The sequence below is a fragment of the Occultella kanbiaonis genome, from assembly GCF_009708215.1.
GTDB classification, from domain to species: domain Bacteria; phylum Actinomycetota; class Actinomycetes; order Actinomycetales; family Beutenbergiaceae; genus Occultella; species Occultella kanbiaonis.
In genome coordinates, this window is the sequence record NZ_CP046175.1 from 4502868 (window position 1) to 4521067 (window position 18200).

General features: G+C 72.7%; 17 protein-coding genes. 2 read left to right on the plus strand and 15 right to left on the minus strand.

Going from position 1 to position 18200, the window contains the following annotated elements; translation table 11 throughout:
• Positions 1-65: 65 nt before the first annotated feature.
• Together GKS42_RS20710 and GKS42_RS20715 are read right to left on the minus strand one after the other, a co-directional pair.
• On the minus strand, positions 66-1202 hold the full coding sequence (locus tag GKS42_RS20710; protein WP_154795545.1) for a class I SAM-dependent methyltransferase: 1137 nt from the start codon (positions 1200-1202) through the stop codon (positions 66-68).
• 243 nt (positions 1203-1445) lie between these two features.
• Positions 1446-2414, minus strand: coding sequence for a hypothetical protein (locus GKS42_RS20715; RefSeq protein ID WP_154795546.1), 969 nt, complete (start codon positions 2412-2414; stop codon positions 1446-1448).
• Positions 2415-2818: 404 nt separating this feature from the next.
• Between GKS42_RS20715 and GKS42_RS20720 the strand changes: the two genes are divergently transcribed.
• Positions 2819-5539, plus strand: coding sequence for a helix-turn-helix transcriptional regulator (locus GKS42_RS20720; RefSeq protein ID WP_154795547.1), 2721 nt, complete (start codon positions 2819-2821; stop codon positions 5537-5539).
• A 46-nt stretch (positions 5540-5585) separates the two neighbouring features.
• On the opposite strand, the gene GKS42_RS20725 is transcribed toward GKS42_RS20720, so the two are convergent.
• The 10 genes from GKS42_RS20725 to GKS42_RS20770 form a co-directional block, all read right to left on the minus strand.
• Complete coding sequence (locus tag GKS42_RS20725) at positions 5586-6014, minus strand: GNAT family N-acetyltransferase (protein ID WP_210769231.1); 429 nt, start codon at positions 6012-6014, stop codon at positions 5586-5588.
• 50 nt (positions 6015-6064) lie between these two features.
• On the minus strand, positions 6065-7285 hold the full coding sequence (gene manA, locus GKS42_RS20730; RefSeq protein ID WP_168217926.1) for a mannose-6-phosphate isomerase, class I: 1221 nt from the start codon (positions 7283-7285) through the stop codon (positions 6065-6067).
• Between the two features lie 8 nt (positions 7286-7293).
• On the minus strand, positions 7294-8229 hold the full coding sequence (locus tag GKS42_RS20735) for a phosphodiesterase (RefSeq protein WP_290368033.1): 936 nt from the start codon (positions 8227-8229) through the stop codon (positions 7294-7296).
• A 108-nt stretch (positions 8230-8337) separates the two neighbouring features.
• On the minus strand, positions 8338-9183 hold the full coding sequence (rfbD, locus tag GKS42_RS20740; RefSeq protein ID WP_154795549.1) for a dTDP-4-dehydrorhamnose reductase: 846 nt from the start codon (positions 9181-9183) through the stop codon (positions 8338-8340).
• Between the two features lie 53 nt (positions 9184-9236).
• Positions 9237-9920, minus strand: coding sequence for a DUF305 domain-containing protein (locus tag GKS42_RS20745; protein ID WP_154795550.1), 684 nt, complete (start codon positions 9918-9920; stop codon positions 9237-9239).
• 78 nt (positions 9921-9998) lie between these two features.
• On the minus strand, positions 9999-10379 hold the full coding sequence (locus tag GKS42_RS20750; RefSeq protein ID WP_154795551.1) for a hypothetical protein: 381 nt from the start codon (positions 10377-10379) through the stop codon (positions 9999-10001).
• Positions 10380-10565: 186 nt separating this feature from the next.
• A complete protein-coding gene (locus GKS42_RS20755; RefSeq protein WP_154795552.1) occupies positions 10566-11255 on the minus strand; it encodes an acVLRF1 family peptidyl-tRNA hydrolase in 690 nt (229 codons plus the stop codon).
• 63 nt (positions 11256-11318) lie between these two features.
• Positions 11319-11918, minus strand: coding sequence for a hypothetical protein (locus GKS42_RS20760; RefSeq protein ID WP_154795553.1), 600 nt, complete (start codon positions 11916-11918; stop codon positions 11319-11321).
• Between the two features lie 224 nt (positions 11919-12142).
• Positions 12143-12967 (minus strand): 2-phosphosulfolactate phosphatase, encoded by an 825-nt coding sequence (locus GKS42_RS20765; protein ID WP_154795554.1) that lies wholly within the window; start codon positions 12965-12967, stop codon positions 12143-12145.
• Complete coding sequence (locus tag GKS42_RS20770) at positions 12964-14196, minus strand: MFS transporter (RefSeq protein ID WP_154795555.1); 1233 nt, start codon at positions 14194-14196, stop codon at positions 12964-12966. The genes GKS42_RS20765 and GKS42_RS20770 overlap by 4 nt, the downstream gene beginning before the upstream one ends.
• A 283-nt stretch (positions 14197-14479) precedes the next feature.
• Here GKS42_RS20770 and GKS42_RS20775 point away from each other — a divergent pair, with 283 nt between their 5' ends.
• Positions 14480-16252, plus strand: coding sequence for a polysaccharide biosynthesis protein (locus GKS42_RS20775; protein WP_154795556.1), 1773 nt, complete (start codon positions 14480-14482; stop codon positions 16250-16252).
• A 98-nt stretch (positions 16253-16350) separates the two neighbouring features.
• On the opposite strand, the gene GKS42_RS20780 is transcribed toward GKS42_RS20775, so the two are convergent.
• From GKS42_RS20780 to GKS42_RS20790, 3 genes are all read right to left on the minus strand, one after another.
• Entirely contained in the window at positions 16351-16632 is a 282-nt protein-coding gene (locus GKS42_RS20780) for a hypothetical protein (RefSeq protein ID WP_154795557.1), read from the minus strand.
• A 151-nt stretch (positions 16633-16783) separates the two neighbouring features.
• On the minus strand, positions 16784-17626 hold the full coding sequence (locus GKS42_RS20785; RefSeq protein ID WP_154795558.1) for a DUF3027 domain-containing protein: 843 nt from the start codon (positions 17624-17626) through the stop codon (positions 16784-16786).
• 5 nt (positions 17627-17631) lie between these two features.
• On the minus strand, positions 17632-18015 hold the full coding sequence (locus tag GKS42_RS20790) for a cold-shock protein (RefSeq protein WP_154795559.1): 384 nt from the start codon (positions 18013-18015) through the stop codon (positions 17632-17634).
• Between the last annotated feature and the right edge of the window lie 185 nt (positions 18016-18200).

The following is an 18200-nucleotide window of genomic DNA, read 5'->3' on the forward strand; positions in this document are numbered from 1 at the left end:
TCCGGTTCGGTACTCATTGCCCACCCTTTCCGCAGCGCCGCCGTTCGCATGGCCGCCGGTGCCCGTCAGGGCCGGATCTCGAGCACCCGGTTGAACGGGGTCTGCGCGATCGACGCGAACCGGGTGAACCCGGCCGCGGTGGCGACGTCCCGGATCCGCGCCGGACCGGCCTGGGTGCCCAGGGCCAGACCCACGTCCTGCGACAGCGACGCCGGCGTGCACAGCAGCGTGGAGAAGCCGTAGTACGCCCGGCCCACCGGGTTCAGGTTGTCCTCGACGTGATCGCCGGCCATCGGCTCGACGACCATCCAGGTCCCGTCCGGGGCCAGCGCCCGCCGGACCTGCTCGGCCGCGCCGACCGGGTCGCCCATGTCATGCAGGCAGTCGAACATCGTGATCAGGTCGAAGCCAGAGCCGGGCAGCGCCTGAGCGGGCGCCACCTGGAAGTCGACCCGGTCCGCCACGCCTGCGTCCGCCGCGCGACGCCGGGCGGTGGTGATCGACGCCTCGTGGTAGTCGGAGCCGACGAACCGCGAGTTCGGGAAGGCCTGCGCCATCAGCACCGTGGAGGCGCCGTGGCCACAGCCGACGTCCGCGACCAGGGCGCCCTCCTGCAGCTTCTCGACCACGCCGTCCAGGGCGGGCAGCCAGGAGTCGATCAGGTTGGCGTTGTAGCTCGGGCGGAAGAACCGCTCACAGCCGACGTGCACGTCGGTGACGTGCTCGTGCCAGCCGTAGCCGGCGCCGTTGCGGGCCGCGTCGAGGATGTGGTCGACGTCGTGGACGGTGCCGAGGGCGATCTGGAAGAACCCGGGCAGGAACGCCGGGCTGTCCTCGACCGTGAGCGCGATGGCCTGCTCCGGCGGAAGGGTGTACCGGCCCGACGGCGGGTCGTACGTCAGGTAGGCACCGGCGGCCTGGGCGTTCAGCCACTCGCGCGCGTACGGCTCCGCCGTACCGGTGCGTGCGGCCAGTTCGGCGGGCGTGGTCGGCCCGTTGGCGGCCAGGTCCTTGTAGTAGCCGAGCTTGTCGCCGAGGACGACGAGCGCGGCGTTCAGGGTGGCGCCGACCTCGTCGACCGCGCGGAACACGAACGCCATCAGGGCATCCATGTCGATGGCGGGGGCCGCCTCCGGCGGCGTGGTGGCAGCCGGCTCGGGGGCGGTCGGCTGGGTGCTCGGGGCGGATGTCTCGGTGCTCATCGGATCCTCCGTTGGTTCCTCTTGTGTGACGTGGGGGTTGTGGTTCGCGGCTGATGCCGTGGCTGCGAACGTAGATTCGCCGGGCGGCGGCCCGCGTCAGGTGCCCCACCTAGTCCGTGGGGCGACGACCTCCCCCCACCGCCGGTACCGATCACGAGCGCGCCCTGTTGATCGCCACACGTAGCACCGGGCGGAGCGTCAGTGGTGTGATTCCGACGTGCTGGGCGCCTCGGAACCACACCGTTAGCGCGGAGCGGGGCCTTGTGTGCAGCGCGGGCATGGTTTGAGCTCGCCGGCCCAGCCGCGGTGGTGCAGGATCTCGGCGATCCACCGGGCGGTCCGGCACGGCGTGGTGAAGGCCAGTCCGTAGGTGACCCGTGCCGTCGGCGCCCCGGAGGCCGCCAGTTCGGCCAGATCGCGGGCAGCGTCATCGTCACGTGCGGCGGCGTCGCCGTGGAAGGCGAGACCGTCGAGCTCGACCACGAGCCCGAACTGCCGGTACCTGACGTCCTGGTGCGTGCGGATCCCGAGCGATGAGCTCTCGTGCTGGCGGTTGGCGGTCGGAAGTCCGTGGACACGCTCGACGTTGTCGCGGTAGCCACGCTCGAGAACCGAGCACACGCCGTCGCGCAGGTCGCTGAGCATCGAGACGATCATCGCTCGCCCGGCGACACGTCGCCGGCTGGCGAGCACGATGAGGATCCGGTCCACCGTGGTCCGGCGCGACTGTGCGACCCTGGCGAGCGTGGCGAAACCCGCAGCGACGGCCCCCGCGCGGATGTGCTTGGACATCTCGTCGATCGTCGCGTGCTCGATGCGCACCCGCGGCGGCGCGCGATGCCACAGCACCCGGTCGTCGAGGTCGCTCACGTGGCGCACCTCCACGCCCTCCGGGAGCCGGACAGCGCGGCCCCGTGCGATCGCGATCTGCACGTTCCCCGGAGCCGGACCGGGCAACGCGGAGGCGCCCGCCAACGCAGCCGGCCACGCCGTCAGCACCGCGGCCCACTCGCGCTGCCGCTGCGTCAACGGACCGGTGTGGTTCACGAAGACGCCCGGGTGGACGCGCCGGAGCTCGCGCCGCCGGACCATCCGTTCGATGTCATGCAGCAGTGCACCCGCCTCGAGCAACTGCCACCGCGCGACCACGCCGTCCTGCACCGAGAGCAGTTCCCGTGGAGGCACGCGATCGAGCTCGAACCGTTCCGTCATCGCGGCACGGTGTCACGCCCGAGGTCGCAGATACCCGATCACGAACGAACCCTGTGGACGGCCAAGCGTCGGGGCCGCGCCTGTGCGGGCACGGGTCAACCGTCAGCGGGGCGCCCACGATCACGCACGCCCGGCCGCGAGCACCCTGGATCGCCCCACCGCCGAACAGGTCGGAGCGTCAGTGGTGCGATTCCGACGCACTGGGTACCTCGGAATCGCACCACTGCGGCCCAGGCATGGGACGGTCCGAGGGGACCACGCGAGGCGACCGCGCCCGCACGCTCCTTCCCGCTCCGCGCTCCCCGCCCACCGGCCCACTGTTGAGGTGCGATCCGACGTACCGGGTGCGTCGGAACCACACCGATCACGCGGAATTGAATGCGACGGTTCCCTAGACTTGAGCGGTGACGCTCCTCGGCAGGGCGGCCGAGCAGGAGACGGTGTCCCGCCTCCTGGCCTCGGCGCGCCTGGGCAGCGGCGGGGTGCTGACGATCATCGGCGAACCGGGGGTCGGCAAGACGTCGCTGCTCACCGAGGCACTCGCCGGCGTCCCGCCCGGCGACGTCCGCGTGCTCCGGGTCACGCCCGCCGAGGCCGAGGGGAACCTCCCGTTCGCGGCGCTGCACGCGCTGGTGCTACCCGCGCTGCCGCTGCTCGATGACATCCCGGCCCCGCAGGCCGCAGCCCTGGGGACCGCGCTGAGCCTGCGGCACGGTGGCGGCCCGGACCGGTTCGCCATCGGCGCCGCGACGCTGAGCCTGCTCTCCCGCTACGCCGATGACGGGCCCGTCGTCGTGGTGCTCGACGACGTGCAGTGGGCGGACCAGCCCTCCGTCGACGCCGTCGCGTTCGCAGCCCGCCGGGTGCGCAACGACCCGATCGCGATCCTGATCGCGGGACGCAGTGCCGAGGTGCCGGAGCCGGTGCGGGGGCTGCCCACGATCGAGCTCGGTGGCCTGTCCCCCGAGGCCGCGGCGCAGCTGCTGGAGGAGGCGTTCGGCTCGTCGGACCGGCGTCGCGACTCCGACGGTCTGTACCGCTCGACGGGTGGGAACCCGCTGGCGCTGCTCGAGCTGGCCGGCGAGCCGAATGCGGGCGACGACGGCGGCGCCGGCCTGCCGCGGACGCTGCCCGACCGGCTGCAGCGCACCTTCGCCCGACGCCTGGAGGCGCTCACCCCGGACGAGCGCACCGTCGCGATGGTGGCCGCGATGGCCGGTGACGACCTTCGGCTCACCCGCGCGGCCTGCGGCCGTCTCGGCGTCGACCCCGCCGGACTGGACGGTGCCGCCGGGGCCGGCCTGCTCGCCGTCGACGGCGGTCACGTGACCTTCCGGCACCCGCTCCTGCGCGCGGCCGCCTACGGCTCCGCGCGCCCGGACCTGCGGCGACGGGCCCACCTCGCGCTCGCCGACGAACTCGCCGGGGTGGACGCGGACCGGCACGCCTGGCACCTGGCCGCGGCCACGACCCAGCTGGACGAGTCCGTCGCCGCGCTCCTGGCCGAGCTCGGCCGCCGGGCAGGAGTGCGCACCGCGTTCACGGTCGCCTCCACCGCCTTCGAGCGGGCGGCGCGGCTGAGCCCGGACCCCGGTGACAGTCACGACCGGCTGATCGCCGCCGCGCACGCGGCGTGGGCCGGCGGGCAACGCGTTCGGGCCCTGGCCCTGCTCGACGAGGTGGAGCCGCCGAGCGGACCCGCGACCGCGACCGGCACCGAGCTACGGGCCACCATCGCGGTGCGCTCGGGCTCCGCGCGGGAGGGCCTTGGCCTCCTCGAGCGCGCGGCCGATCTGGCCGACCCCGACCAGCGCGTCCTGATCCTGGCCCAGGCCTGGCACGCCTGCATGTATCTCGCCGACACCGGCGCCATGCGGCGGATCGACGCGCGGCTCGCCGCCGCGCTGCCGTTCGCGACGGACCCCGTGGCCCGCGCCGTCGGGCTGGCCGCGTCCGGGACCGCGGGGGTGCTGCTCGGCCGGGACAGCACGGTCCTGCTCAGGGACGCCGTGTCACAGCTGGCCGACCACGTCGACCCGCTCGCGCACCCGGCGGCACTTCCGTGGCTGCTGCTGGCGCCGTTGTTCCTGCGGGACGCCGACGGCGGCGGCGAGCTGCGTACCCTCGTGGACCGGGTGCGGGCCCGGGTCGGTGTCGGAGCCCTGCCGAACCTGCTCTTCCACGTGGCCCGGGACCAGGCGACCACGAACGCCTGGGACCGGGCGGCGGCCAACTACGACGAGGCGGCCCGGCTGGCCCGGGAGACCGGTCAGGGTGGCGAGCTGGCGATGTCGCTCGCGGGGCTGGCCTGCCTGGAGGCACGCTCGGGTCGGGCAACACAGTGCCGTGAGCACGCCGCGGACGCGCTGGCGCGCTGCCAGGAGCGGTCGATCCGGTTCGGGGAGATCTGGTGCGAGCTCGCCGTGGGCGAGCTCGCCCTCTCCGAGGGCAGGTCGGCCGAGGCCGTGCAGCGGCTCGGTGCCGTCGCGGCCCGGCTCGACGAGGACGAGGTCGGCGACCCCGATCTGCATCCCGGGCCGGATCTGGTCGACGCGCTGCTGCGGACCGGTGACGCCGGCGCCGCGGCAGAGCGGGCCGGCGCGTTCGCGGCCGCCGCCACCGTGAACGGCCGGCCCTGGACCCTCGCGCGGGCCGACCGTGCGCTCGGTCTGATCGCCGCCGAGGATGACTTCGAGGCCCATTTCGCCTCCGCGCTGGCGCACCACCGGCACACCCGGGACGAGTTCGAGACCGCGCGGACCCACCTCGCGTACGGGATGCGGCTCCGCCGGGCCGGGCGCCGGGTCGACGCCCGCGCGTCCCTGCGGGCGGCACTGGCGTCCTTCGACGAACTGGGCGCGCGGATCTGGGCGGCGAACACCCGGACCGAGCTGGAGGCGACCGGGGAGCACGTGCCGCCGCGCGAGGCCGCCGGCCCCGGTGCGCTCACCCCCCAGGAACTCCAGGTGTGTCTCCTCCTGGCCGAGGGCCGGACCACCCGGGAGGCCGCGGCCGCCCTCTTCCTGAGCCCGAAGACGATCGAGTACCACCTGCGCAAGGCCTACACGAAGCTCGCGATCCACTCCCGCGACGAGCTCGCCACGGCCCTGCGCGACGCCGGCTGAGCCGCCTCGGACCGAGCGATGGAACACGCCGGTACCGACGGCCGGATCACACCGGGCCGGTCAGGTGGATCAGGCCGGCGGAAGTGGCGCGGAACCCGCACGCCTCGAGGTAGAACTCCGCCAGGGGCGGCTCGAAGTCCACGAAGAGCCACTCGCACCCCGCTGCTCGTGCCTCCTCGACCGCGCGGCGCACCACCACGGTGCCGAGCCCTTGCCGCTGGTGGGTGGGTCGAGTCTTGGTGTCGATCAGGAACGCGTGGTCACCGCCGTCCCAGGCCACGTTGACGAACCCGACGAGCTGACCGGCGCCGGACCGAGCGGTCACCCAGCCCAGTGAGTGTGCGCGCACCCGATCCCACCACCCGGCCTCGGGTGAGCCGCCGTGTGATCTGGTGAGCTCGACGAGCTCGTCGTCGGACACCGGTGCCCGCCACTCGATCTGCGTGTCCGGGGCCACCATCGGAGGAGTCGACATCACTCCACCCTGCACAAGACCAGAGCACACCGCGAACCGGGACCGCCGTCCTACCGGGCCTGCGGGAGGTGGGCGACGAGCACCGGCCCGGAGGACCGCACCCTGAGCGGGCCGTCCGCGGCGGAGACGAACGCGCTCTGCCCCGTCGAGAGGGTCATTCCCCCGGTGTCGGTGGTCAACGAGACGGTCGCCCGGCCACCCGGGCCGGCATCGGCCTCCGGCGCCCACCGATGCAGGCACACCACCAGGCGCGGCCCGTGCGCGGGCCCGGGCACCGGCCCGGGTGCGCCCGGCGACGCCCACAACCCCAGATCACCGGCAGGCGACGCGAACACTGAAGCGACGCCGTCGGGCACTGCCTCGAGCCGTGGCGGCTCGCCGACGGTCAGGCCGGCGATCCGCAGCACCTGCCGCAGGTCCACGTGCTCCAGGCTCAGGCCCGCGCGAACCACGTTGCCGGAGGACGCCGTCAGTTCCAGACCCATCCCACTCAGGTAGCCGTGGATCATCCCGGGCGGCAGGTACCGGACCTCGCCGGGCTCCATCCGGACCTGGTTCAGGAGCAGCGCCAGGACCACCCCGACGTCACCGGGGTGGTGTTCGGCGAGGAGGGTGACCAGGCCGGCATCGGGATGCTCGGGGTGCTCCCGAGCGGCCCGGGCGAGACCCCCGGCGATCTGCCGCTGTTTCGTCGCGCTCGACGCGAGCAGGGTGGTGAGCGCGTAGAGCAGCTCGTCGCCGGGACCGGCCTGCGTCAGCGCGGAGACGATCGGGGCCAGGATCGACAGGTCCCAGCCGGCCAGCGACGCGTGGATCGCCGGCACCGGCCGGAACCCGGCGAGCATCCGCACGCCTGAGAACGCATGGATCAGTCCCGGACGGGCGGAGTCGTCCGGGTAGAGGCGCTGCGGGGCGTAGGCATCGACGCCGGCCGCCTCCTCGCGGGCGTGGCCGACCCGTGCCTGGGTGGCGTCTGGGCACACCTGCAGCGGCAGCGGTGCCCTGGTGGCGAGCAGACGCGCCTCGAACGGCAGCCGGCGGCCGCCGTCACGGGTGGCCGCGTCCCCGAGCGTCGCGGCCGGGTGCGCCGCGACGAACCGGTCCAGCCGGACCGCGTGGCCGCCCTCGATGAGCTGCGAGGACTCCTCACCGTGGGCGCCGATCCGCACCTCGGCGAGCGGGTGCCCGTCCGTCGGCACGCCGAGCAGGCGCTGGAGCAGGTCCCCGGAGCCCCAGCGGTAGCGCAGCAGCGGATTGGTGAGCAGGTGCACGGCAGGAGTCAGCGGACTTCGTGCAGGACCTGGGCGTCGCGGATGTACATGCCGGCCGCGGCGAGCCGTTCGGCGGTGACGTTCGCGTCCACGTGCGCGCCGACGGTGGCGCCGCCGCCCATCGGGACCACCGAGTGCAGGATCGTGTCGGCGTAGACGTGCACGAGGTTGAAGGCCTGAGCGCCGTCACGGCCGCGGGTGCCCCGGTCCGGGGTCTGCAGGTCCTGGGTGTAGCAGGTGGCCGACGCCACCGACACCGGGATCCCGGCGAAGGTGGACGTGGACGAGTAGTGGTAGTGCCCGGCCAGGATGGCGCGCACGTCCGTGCCGGTCAGGACCGCGGCGAGCGCCTCCTGGTCGCGCAGCTCGAACGTGACGAGCAGGTCCATCACGCACGGAGCCGGCGGGTGGTGCAGGGCGAGGACGGTGCCCTCCGGAGCGGGCTCGGCGAGCACCGCGGCCAGCCACTCGAGCTGGGCCGGGGTGATCTCACCGTGGTGGCGGCCCGGCACCGTGGAGTCGAGGACGACGATGCGCAGCCCGCCGAGCATGACCACCCGGTCGTAGGGCTCGGTGAGATCCGCCTCGGACCCGTCGGCCGGTGCGTCCAGGAGGGTGCGCCGCATGGTGGCCCGGTCGTCGTGGTTGCCCATCACCCAGATCAGCTCGGCGCCGAGGCGCTCCGCCACGGGCGCCACGATCCCGCGCAGGATGCGGTACGCCTCCTCCTCGCCCCGGTCCGCGAGGTCCCCGGTGAAGATCAGCGCCTCGGGGCGCAGGTTGGTGGCCGCCAGGTCCGCGAGCAGGGCCTCGAGGTGGTCACGCATCGGCGCCACGCCGTGCAGCAGCTCACCCTCCGGCAGGAAGTGGGTGTCGGACAGGTGCACCAGCACGTGGTTCGGGTGCGGGTACTCGGCGGCGCGCAGAGGCAGTGAGGAGGTCACGGGTCCGAGTGTGGTGCACCCGTCGAACCGCGAGTTGAACGGCACATGAACAGCCCGGACCGGTCCGGGCCGGCGTGGTCTCGGTCGCCCGGCTCGGCCGGCGCGGCGTCAGCTCAGGACGACGGCGGCCGCCTGCTCCCAGCGCTCGCGCCAGTCCCCGATCGGCTCGACGCCGATCGCCGTCAGCGCGGTGTGGTCGAGCACGGACCAGGCCGGGCGGGGCGCCGGGCGCGCGAACGAGGCCGAGTCCGTCGGCGTCACCTTCGCCGGGTCGTGGCCGGCGGAGGCCACGACGGCGCGGGCGAAGTCGAACCAGGACGCCTGCCCCGCGGAGGTGGCGTGGTAGGTGCCGGTCGGGGCGTCCGCGGCGATCAGCGCGGCGATCAGACGCGCGACGTCCACGGTCCAGGTGGGCTGGCCGACCTGGTCGTCGACGACGCTGAGCGAGTCCTTCTCGGCGGCGAGGCGGGCCATCGTCGCGGCGAAGTTCGGGCCGTGTGCGCCGTACAGCCAGGCGATCCGCAGGATCCAGTGCTCGGGCGCTTCGGCGCGCACGGCCCACTCCCCCGCGGCCTTCGTGCGTCCGTACGCGGACCGGGGGGCGATCGGCGCGTCCTCGGCATACGGTTCGGCAGCGTCGCCGGCGAACACGTAGTCGGTGGAGATCTGCACGAGCCGGGCGCCGGCCGCGGCGCAGGCACGGGCCAGGTTCGCCGGGCCGACGGCGTTCGCGGTGAACGCGTCCGCCTCGGCGGTCTCGGCCGCGTCGACGGCGGTCCAGGCCGCGCAGTTGACCACCAGGTCCGCACCGGCGAGGGCCTCGGGGGTGATCGGGCCGGCCGTGATGTCCAGCTCCGCCCGCGAGCGCGGCAGCACGTCATGCCCCGCGTCGCGCAGGACCGTCACGACGTCGGTGCCGAGCATGCCGGACGCGCCGGTGACCAGGATCTGCACGTGTTCTCCCTGTAGTCCGTGCCGGGACAGGTCCGTCGACGGCAGCGTCCACTCTAGCCGTTGGCCCCGGTGCCGCCGTCCCCCTCGGCATCGCCGGTCCCGTCCGCGGACCCGGTGGGATCGGCGTCCGCGAGGAGCTCACGCAGGTCCGTGAGCTCCTCTGGCTGGGCCGTGACGATCTGCTCGGCGAGGGCCTCGAGCTCCGGGCTGGTGCCGGTGGTCAGCACCTCCTCGGCGAGGGCCAGGGTGGCCTCGTGATGGGCGATCATCGCGTTCAGGTAGATGACGCTCGCCTCGGAGCCGGTGCCAACGAACAGCTCCTGCAGTTCCTCCGGCGTGAGCATCCCGGTGAGGGTGCCGGCCGCCGCGGGGTCGGCGGGCTCCTCGCCCCAGGCGACCAGCAGCAGCTGGAGGTCCTCGCTCTCGCGGCCCTGCACGTTGCTCAGGGTCCCGGCCAGCACGAGCACGTCCTGCGGCACTCCGGCCTTGCTGAGGATCGCCTGGTGCATCTGCGAACTCTGCGCGTGGTAGGCCCGGATCGCGTTCGCGAAGTCGATGTCCGCCTGGTTGCCCGGCTCGGGCTCGGCGGTGGACTGCTCGGCGCTCGGGCTCGCCGCGGTCTGTTCGCCGGCGGTCTCAGTGGCCGACGGGGACGTCTGGGGCGACGGGTCCGTGCAGCCCACCAGGAGCCCGAGGGCGAGGGCGGCGACTGCACACTGGACAAGACGGCGCGTCATGACGGTCCTTCGTTTCCCACGCCCCGGTTCGCACGGTGCGGGGGGCAGGCCCACCCTAACGGCCGCCGGCCGGCCGGCTCAGTCGACGAGCCGGGAGGAGTCGAGCGAGTCGCTGATGGCGGAGCTGATCCGGGCGTAGAGCGCGTCGGCCCCGTGGAGCAGGTCCCGGTACTGCTCGGGCAGGTCCCCGGTCGCGAACACGGCCAGCTCCGGCCGGCGCGTGACCCTGCCGCGCTTGTTCACGGCGACCCCGACGGCCGTCACCTCGTAGCGCCACCGGGGCTCGTCCAGCGGCCGCCCGGCGTCATCGGTCCCGACCAGGGAGATCGCCTCGATGAGCTCGTCGACGAGGAGCTCGGTGCCCCAGCGCGGATGCGTCAACCGCTCCCGGAGCTGCTCCGGGAGCGCGTGCACGAACGTCGCCGACGCCCGGACCGTGGTCGCAGGTTCCGCGCTCATCGGATCCGACCCAGCCCTTCGCACCCGGAGGCGTCCATTGCACAATCCTTCGTCTCGATCGGGCCGGACACGCGCCCCTGCATCGGCCCCACCCGCCACGATACTTGCGTACGGCACCGGAAGCGCAACCCGAGCCCCACCGGGTTCGGTTGATCTGGGGGTGATTGGCCGGTTCGGTCCACCCGTTCACCCCACCGCGGGCTCGCGAAGCGTGATCTGCAGGCCGCGGGCGCGGTCGAGGACGTCGCTCAGCACCCGTAGCCGCGGGTCCGGCACGTCGTGGAAGGACCGCCGCGGCAGGTCGGTGAGGACGGTCAGCCGCGGGTCCTCCAGCACCTGCGCGGCCAGGGCACGGTCGCCGCCGAGGACCATCCCGGCGGAGCCCGCGCCCGCCGCCGGGAGGGCATGCTCGCCGAGGATGCGCACGACGTGCCCGACGACGGCGGTGACGAGCTCGTCGGCCTGGTTGCCCCGCCGTCGGGCGAACCGCTGCTGCGACCAGCCGCCCGCGGCCGTGCGCGACTGCACGTAGCGGGTGCCGCTCTTGTGGGCGAGCAGGTCGGCGCCGTGCGCCCGCCCGACGGCGTATCCGCCTCGCCGGACCAGGATCAGCACGAGGTCGGTCGGGCCGTGCGCCCAGCCGGGTACGTCGGCGAGAGCGGTGGGCGGCTCACCCGGCCACGCGGTCAGCGCCGCCGTGGCGCCGTCCGCACCGAGCAGCGTGACGCCGTCCGGTCCCGGCAGGTCCCCCACCGTCGCACCGGGCCCACCGCCCAGGACCACCTCGGCGCCACCGTGCCGCTCGCCGAAGCCGGCCACCCAGCGCCCGACGCGCGCGCCCGGCACCTCGACGCGGCGTTCGGGCTGGGCTGGCACCCACCGATCATGTCAGGTGCCCCGACCTGCCCGGGCGACCGGCCGCCGTCGGGCCGGGCGGCGTCAGTGGGCGCGGCGACGCAGCGCCGTCAGCAGATCCGAGAGCGCCGGGGCAGGGTCGGCATGCACGGCGTCGGTGTCGGTGCGGTAGCGGTGCACCCGCAGCCGCCCGTGCACCCTCGTGGTGTCCTCGGTCCACTCCGGGAGCCGGACCAAGTCACCGACGGCGCGTGGGTCCACCGCGGTCCGAGTGGCGGTGGTGGCGCCGGAGGCGTCCGTGGTGAGCGTGACGTCGCGCAGCTCACCGGTGCGGAGCAGCCAGAACTCATGGACCTGACGCGAGGCGTCCGCTCCGAGGCGCGCGCCCTTGTTGTCGGTGACGAAGTGCTCCTCCACCAGGGCGGTGGTCACCCGCCAGCCGCCGATGGGTTCCCGGCGTTCCAGGGTCGGGACCAGCACGGACTCGCCGAGTTCGTGCCACCCGAACTGCTCGGCAGCACGCGGTGCCCGGTACTCCTGGGACACCCACTCGTCCTGCGGCACCCGGGCCGCCTCCAACTCGTGCGCGACCTTGCGCGCGAACGCGAGCACATGAGTGAACGCGACCGGGTCGTTCGGCTCCGCCGCGGTCAGATCGCTGGGTTGTTCGACCGTCTCCGACATGACGCCTCCTGCTGTGGTGGCTCCACTTTCGAGTCTCCCACAGGGGCGCCCACGGCGCAGGTCGCTCCTGCCCAGGCGGCGTGGCTCGCCGGGCGCCTCGTTCCCCTGACTCGAAAGGCGGGTCGCGTGCACAACCATCGACAGTTCACGTCAGCGGAACCCCCGGGCGCCACGTTCCCCTGACTCGAAAAGCGGGTCGCATGCGGAGCCATCGACAGTTCGGGTCAGCGGAACGGATCGGCCGGGACGAACCCATGGCCCTCGGCGAGTGCGCCGGCGAGCAGGGGGACGACGTCGGATCCGCCCACCTCGGCGGCGATACGCACGTCCTCGGCGTGGCCAGCGGCGATCAGTTCGCGCCCGCTCGCAAGGTCGGCCAGCAGCGCCGGCCAGCCGGCGCCGTCGGCCGCGGCGCGCGCCTCGAGAAACGCAGCCCGGGCCACCCGCGCCTCGGGTGAGCACACCCCGGGCGCACCTGCCGACGCGGCCGCACCACCGCCGTCGGGCAGTTCCTCGGCGACGGCGTCGATCACGGCACCGGCGCCCCAGAGGTCCTCCACCGCCGGGCGCAGCGTGTCGTCCGGCCACCGCTCACCGGCCGCGACGACCAGGATGCCGACGCCTCGGCTGGCGGCCCACCGACCGACCGCGGTCGCGTTGCGCAGGCAGCCGGCCAGCACCTGCGCGCCTGCGGACTGCAGCGAGAAGGAGATCGTGGCGCCGTTCGGTGACGGCAGCACGACGCGCCGGACGCCCTCAGCGCTGCGCAGGGAACCGGGGGCGAGGGTGATCCGGCCGGGTCCCGCCTCGTCCCGGTGGACGGCGAGTTCGGCGTCGTGGCGCAGGGCGTACTCGGCGGCGTCGGCACGCGCCCAGGGGTAGGGCAGCACCGTGATGCCGCGGTCCGCGGCCACCGAGACGGCAGTGCTGAAGCTCAGCACGTCCACCACCACCGCGATCTCGCCGGGCCGGATCAGCGCCGCCCCGGCCCGGCCCCACTCGAAGCGGACGCGAGCACCCGCCTGGGTGTGGCCGGCGTCGGGAGTCATAGGATCCCGGCCCGACGGCGGGTGGTCCGGTTCGCGTGCACGGACCAGCGGGGCACCCAGCGCCAGAGCGCGAGCGCCGCCACGGCGCCGAGAGCGCCCATCGTCCCGATCCCGGCCGCGAGGGACCCGAGCGCCGTGCCGGCCGAGACCACGAGCGGGCCGGAGGCGCTGCCGGAGTCGGAGAACAGCCGCCAGATGCCGAGGTACTGCGCACGTTCACCCGGTGGTGCGGTGTCCGCGCCGAGCGTCATCAGGATGCCGGAGCCGATGCCGTTTCCGAAGCCCATGATCATGGCGACGATGCTGACACTGACGAGGCCGTCGGTGAAGGTCAGGGCGATCATCGCGGCGCCCATCACGAGCATGGACGGGATCGCCACCCAGAGCCGGCCGTACCGGTCCATGACCTTGCCGGCGGGGTAGAACAGGAGCATGTCGATGGCGCCGGAGATTCCGAACACCAGGGCGGTCGCGGAGGGCTCGAAGCCGAGGTGCTCGGTCCACAGCGGCAGCACCGTCTGGCGGGCGCCCCGGACCGCGCCGATGAGCAGCACGGCGACGCCGAGGGTGCGGAACACGGGCAGGTACTCGCGCAGCACGGCCCGCATCGGGCGGCGCGGCGCGGCGTCCCGGGCGGCCACGGTGCGCTCGTGGGCCACCTCCGGCGCGACGATCACCACGATCGCCGCGGCCAGGGACGTGCCCACCCCGAGCCAGTAGGCGTTCGCGGTGTCCGCGCCGCCGTGGATCAGGGCGGCGCCGGCGAACGGGCCGATGAACAGACCGATCCGAGCGACCCCGCCGAGCGTGGACAGCGCCCTGGCCCGGCGCAGCGGGTGGATCACCTCGGTCAGGTAGGACTGCCTGGCGAGGGTGTAGACGGAGTTCGTGGCCCCGACCAGCAGCACGCCCGCACCGATCACGATGAGGTTGGGTGCGAGAGCGAGGGTGGCCATGCCGGCCATCGCGACGATCGAGGAGCCGATCATGGCCTTGCGGTCGCCGAACCGGGCCGCGAGCATCCCGGCGGGCACGTCGGCGAGGATCTGCCCGATCGGCAGCAGGGCGGCCACCAGGGCCGCGGTGGCCAGGTCCGCGCCGAGGCCGATCGCAGTGACGGCGATCAGCGGCAGCATCGCCCCGACGCCGATCTCGAACAGCAGCGAGGGCAGGTACACGCCAGGGATCATCGTCCGCAGGGACGTGGTGTGTTCGGGGGTCGGTGTCATCGCGGGGCCATCGTCTCGCACCCGGATGGCCGGGCGCAGAGGGGGTCATTGGTCAAGACGGGTGGCGCGACGTGGCCACCAACGCCGCGGCGACATGCGATCCCAACCCACCGAGCTGAGGTCATGATGCCGCGTGTCCGGGGTGCGCTCCCACGTGCGCGGGCCTAGATTGGGTCCGGGGCAGACAGGCTGCGGATTACATGCCAATGCCCGTCGGCTCACGCTCGATTCCAGCCACTAGTCTTTGTGGATATTCAGAAATCTGGGGGAATGAGATCAGCCGATGAATTCGGTGTGGGGACGAAGGGCCCTGCGCGCCGTCTGGGACTGCTTCAGTTGGGCGACCGCCGTTCTACTCGTGGTCGGGGCGCGGTACGACTTCACCCTGCCCGATGACCTCTGGGCCTCGGTCGGTTGGTACGTCGCTGCGGCCTGCGTGCTCCAAGTCGGCGTCGGCACCGCGCTCATGCTGTATCGGGGCCGCTACAGGACCGCGAGCTTCGACGAGTCGATCGGTATGGCGGTCACCGCCGTCACCGTCGGGGCGCTCTTGGCGATCAGCTTCGTGGTGCTGCTCGGCTCATCGTTCCCCCGCGCCGTAGCCGTCTTGACCCCGCCCATCGCACTGCTCTTCATGGCCGCGGGCCGCTGGATGTATCGGGCGAGCACCAGCTGGCAGAAGAACGCCCGGGTGCGCAACAAGCGGGTGCTCATCTACGGAGCTGGGGATGCGGGGCATCAGTTGATCCGGCTGATCGCCACCGACGACGCGACCCAATACCGAGTGGTCGGATTCATCGACGACGACAAGGCCAAGAGGAATCTCAGGTTGCTGGGCGTGCCGGTGCTCGGCCGCCGCGAGCACCTCCTTGATGTCGCGGCGAAGGCCGGTGCCCGCACGGTGATCTTCGCCGTTACGAACGCGGACGCCGCGACGATCCGGGAAGTCTCCGACCTGGTCCTTGGTGGCGGGCTCAAGTTCCTGGTGCTGCCGCCCCTGACCGATCTGATCGGTGGGCGCGTCCGCCTCAGCGATGTCCGGGAGGTCGAGGTGAGCGACATCCTTGGGCGGCGTCAGATCAAGACCGACATCGACTCGATCGCCGGCTACCTGACCGGGCGTCGGGTGCTGATCACGGGTGCTGGTGGTTCGATCGGATCCGAGCTCGCGCGGCAGGTACACCGGTTCGGTCCCTCCGAGCTGACCATGCTCGATCGCGACGAGTCCGCGCTGCACGGCGTCCAGCTCTCGATCTACGGGCAGGGCCTGCTCGACACGCCTGACGTGGTGCTCTGCGACATCCGCGATGAGGACGCGCTGCGAAAGGTGTTCGCAGCCCGGCGCCCGGAGGTCATCCTCCACACCGCCGCGCTCAAACACCTGCCGATGCTCGAGCAGTACCCGGAGGAGGCGTGGAAGACGAATGTCCTGGGAACCCTCAACGTGCTCCGGCTCGCGGATGAGTGCAGCGTGCGACAGTTCGTCAACATCTCCACGGACAAAGCGGCCGATCCCAGCAGCGTCCTCGGCCACACGAAACGGATCGCGGAACAACTGACGGCGTGGCAGGCGGCGCGGGCCGATGGCACGTACCTGTCGGTCCGGTTCGGCAACGTGCTCGGCTCGCGCGGATCCATGCTGCACACGTTCAGCGCTCAGATCGCCAAGGGCGGGCCCGTCACGGTCACGCACCCCGAGATCACGCGCTACTTCATGACGATCCCCGAGGCATGTGAGCTCACGATCCAGGCCGCCGCGATCGGACGCGGCGGTGAGGTCCTCGTCCTGGACATGGGCGAACCGGTCAGCATCCTCGACGTCGCCAAGCGCATGATCGCGAACTCCGGCAAGCGGATCGACATCGCGTTCACGGGGCTTCGCGACGGCGAGAAGATGCACGAGGTGCTCATCGGGCGGGAGGAGGCCGACGCCCGGCCGTTCCATCCCCTGATCACGCACGTCCCGGTGCCGCCGGTGGCACCGGAGGACCTGCCTACGGCCCATTCCCCCGGTGCTCCGGAGGCCGTCGAGCATCGCCGCCCGCTAGTCACCTAGTCACCGCCTCTCGGCACCAGGCGAGCCACGCCGGCAAGACAAAGGGCCCGTGTGGACACATCCAAGGACATGTCCACACGAGCCCACGACCCGAAGGGTCAGATCAGTTCGTCGCCCCACCCGTTGCGGATGAGCTCATCGCCCCAGCCCGCACGGATGAGCTCATCGCCCCAACCGTTGCGGATGAGTTCGTCCCCCCAGCCCGCACGGATGAGCTCATCGCCCCAACCGTTGCGGATCAACTCGTCGCCCCAGCCCGTGGCGACGGCGTCGTCGGATTGCGTGGCAGCGATGGCCGCGGGTCCGACGGCGACGAGTCCGAGTGCGGTCGCAGCTGCGACGACGGCAACTCGGAATCTCAGACGGAAGGTCTTCTTCATATTCAGGCTCCTTTAGACGGGGTAAGGCGCGGGGTATCCACAAACGTGGCTTGCACGATCAAATCTACCCCAGCCCTCCCGTCGGAGCGACCCCTCCGTATCACACTGGGCGGGTGAATCACCAACCGGCGTGACGCCGGCCGAGGGTGACTCAGGCGATCGGTTCCTCCTCGGGCGACGACTCCGCGTCGGGCCCACTCGCCGCGGTCGGCCCGACGGCGACCACCTCGATGTCGGTCTCGTCCAGGTGCGGCGAACTCTGCTGCCACTCGTGACCCTGTGGCGGGACATCAGTCTCGGAGTGGGCGCCGCAGCCGTGGTCGAGGGCTACGACCTTGCCGTCATCGGGCGACCACTCGTTCGCGCAGACCCCGAACACGGTGCCGAGCGACCCGGCGATCCGCACGATGAAGCCACACTCGGCGCAGTTCGCGCCGGCAGCCTTGGTGCCCGCCGTATCCGGACCCTGGGAGCCCGCGTACCACCGGCTGGCCGCGGCATCGATGGCCTTGCGGTTCATGACCCGGTCGCGTCCGAGACCCAGTTCCGCGATCGCGATCCGGTCTTCCTCAGGGTCCCCGGTGGCCAGGTAACCGGGCTCGAGCCGCTCGTCCTCGGCCACGTACGGAAGCCGGTCGGTCGGCCCGAGGTCGCCGGGTGCCAGTCGGTCGGCCCACGGGAGCCAGGCGGGGGCCAGCAGGGCGCCGTCGCCCGGCAGCAGTCCGCTCTCGCAGACGGTCGCGGTCCGGGACCGCGAGATCCGGGACACGGTCACGTACCAGCGCCAGCCCTCGTAGCCGGGCGAAGTGGCCGCGAAGTAATGGGTCGCGAGTCGGTCCGCCTCCAGCACCATGCCGAGGTGGTCGCCGACGTCCTTCGCGCCTCCTTCGAGCAGTGCCTCGCGGGCCTGGTCGACGGCGGCTGCGAGGACGGCGTCCTTGGCAGGCCGGCGTGCGCTGGTGGTCGTTGAGGGCACGGTGAAGGTCTCCGTCATGGGTCTCAGGCGTCGAACTCGTCGGCCACGACGCGCAGCATCTGGGCCACCTTGGTGGCCTCGGCCTTGTCCGGGTAGCGGCCCGCGCGGAGCTTGTTGCCGGCGCGGTCGAGCAGTTTGATCAGGTCCTCGACGATCGGGCCCATGTCCTCGGCCGGGCGACGGTGCGCCCGCGCCACGGACGGGCCGGCGTCGAGCACCCGCACCGAGAGCGCCTGGAGACCGCGGCGGCCGTCGGCCACACCGAACTCCAGGCGGGTGCCGGGCTTCGGCGCCGGGGTGTCAGGGGGCATCGCGGAGGCGTGCAGGAAGACCTCACCGCCGTCGTCGGAGGCGATGAAGCCGAAGCCGCGGTCGGCGTCGAAGAACTTGACCTTGCCGGTGGGCACGAGGATCCCTGACTCTCTCTGGTTCGTGATGCGGGCGCGCCGAAGCGCGCTCGCAGACATGGTGCGACGCCCAGTTTACCCGGATGCCCCGACGACGCCGAGCCAATACGGTGTTGACACCGTCGCCCTGCTCGGCGTCGTTCTGTCGAACCCGGCGCGCCCAGGAATACGTCCTCCAGGGGAGC

What these genes read in the sequence shown, in the direction of transcription:
- GKS42_RS20750 (WP_154795551.1), bottom strand. Translation starts at nt 10,379, where the DNA reads ATGAGCGCGGAACCTGCGACCACGGTCCGGGCGTCGGCGACGTTCGTG.
- GKS42_RS20775 (WP_154795556.1), top strand. Translation starts at nt 14,480, where the DNA reads ATGAATTCGGTGTGGGGACGAAGGGCCCTGCGCGCCGTCTGGGACTGC.
- GKS42_RS20725 (WP_210769231.1), bottom strand. Translation starts at nt 6,014, where the DNA reads ATGTCGACTCCTCCGATGGTGGCCCCGGACACGCAGATCGAGTGGCGG.
- GKS42_RS20765 (WP_154795554.1), bottom strand. Translation starts at nt 12,967, where the DNA reads ATGACTCCCGACGCCGGCCACACCCAGGCGGGTGCTCGCGTCCGCTTC.
- GKS42_RS20710 (WP_154795545.1), bottom strand. Translation starts at nt 1,202, where the DNA reads ATGAGCACCGAGACATCCGCCCCGAGCACCCAGCCGACCGCCCCCGAG.
- GKS42_RS20715 (WP_154795546.1), bottom strand. Translation starts at nt 2,414, where the DNA reads ATGACGGAACGGTTCGAGCTCGATCGCGTGCCTCCACGGGAACTGCTC.
- GKS42_RS20780 (WP_154795557.1), bottom strand. Translation starts at nt 16,632, where the DNA reads ATGAAGAAGACCTTCCGTCTGAGATTCCGAGTTGCCGTCGTCGCAGCT.
- GKS42_RS20760 (WP_154795553.1), bottom strand. Translation starts at nt 11,918, where the DNA reads ATGTCGGAGACGGTCGAACAACCCAGCGATCTGACCGCGGCGGAGCCG.
- GKS42_RS20745 (WP_154795550.1), bottom strand. Translation starts at nt 9,920, where the DNA reads ATGACGCGCCGTCTTGTCCAGTGTGCAGTCGCCGCCCTCGCCCTCGGG.
- GKS42_RS20785 (WP_154795558.1), bottom strand. Translation starts at nt 17,626, where the DNA reads ATGACGGAGACCTTCACCGTGCCCTCAACGACCACCAGCGCACGCCGG.
- GKS42_RS20770 (WP_154795555.1), bottom strand. Translation starts at nt 14,196, where the DNA reads ATGACACCGACCCCCGAACACACCACGTCCCTGCGGACGATGATCCCT.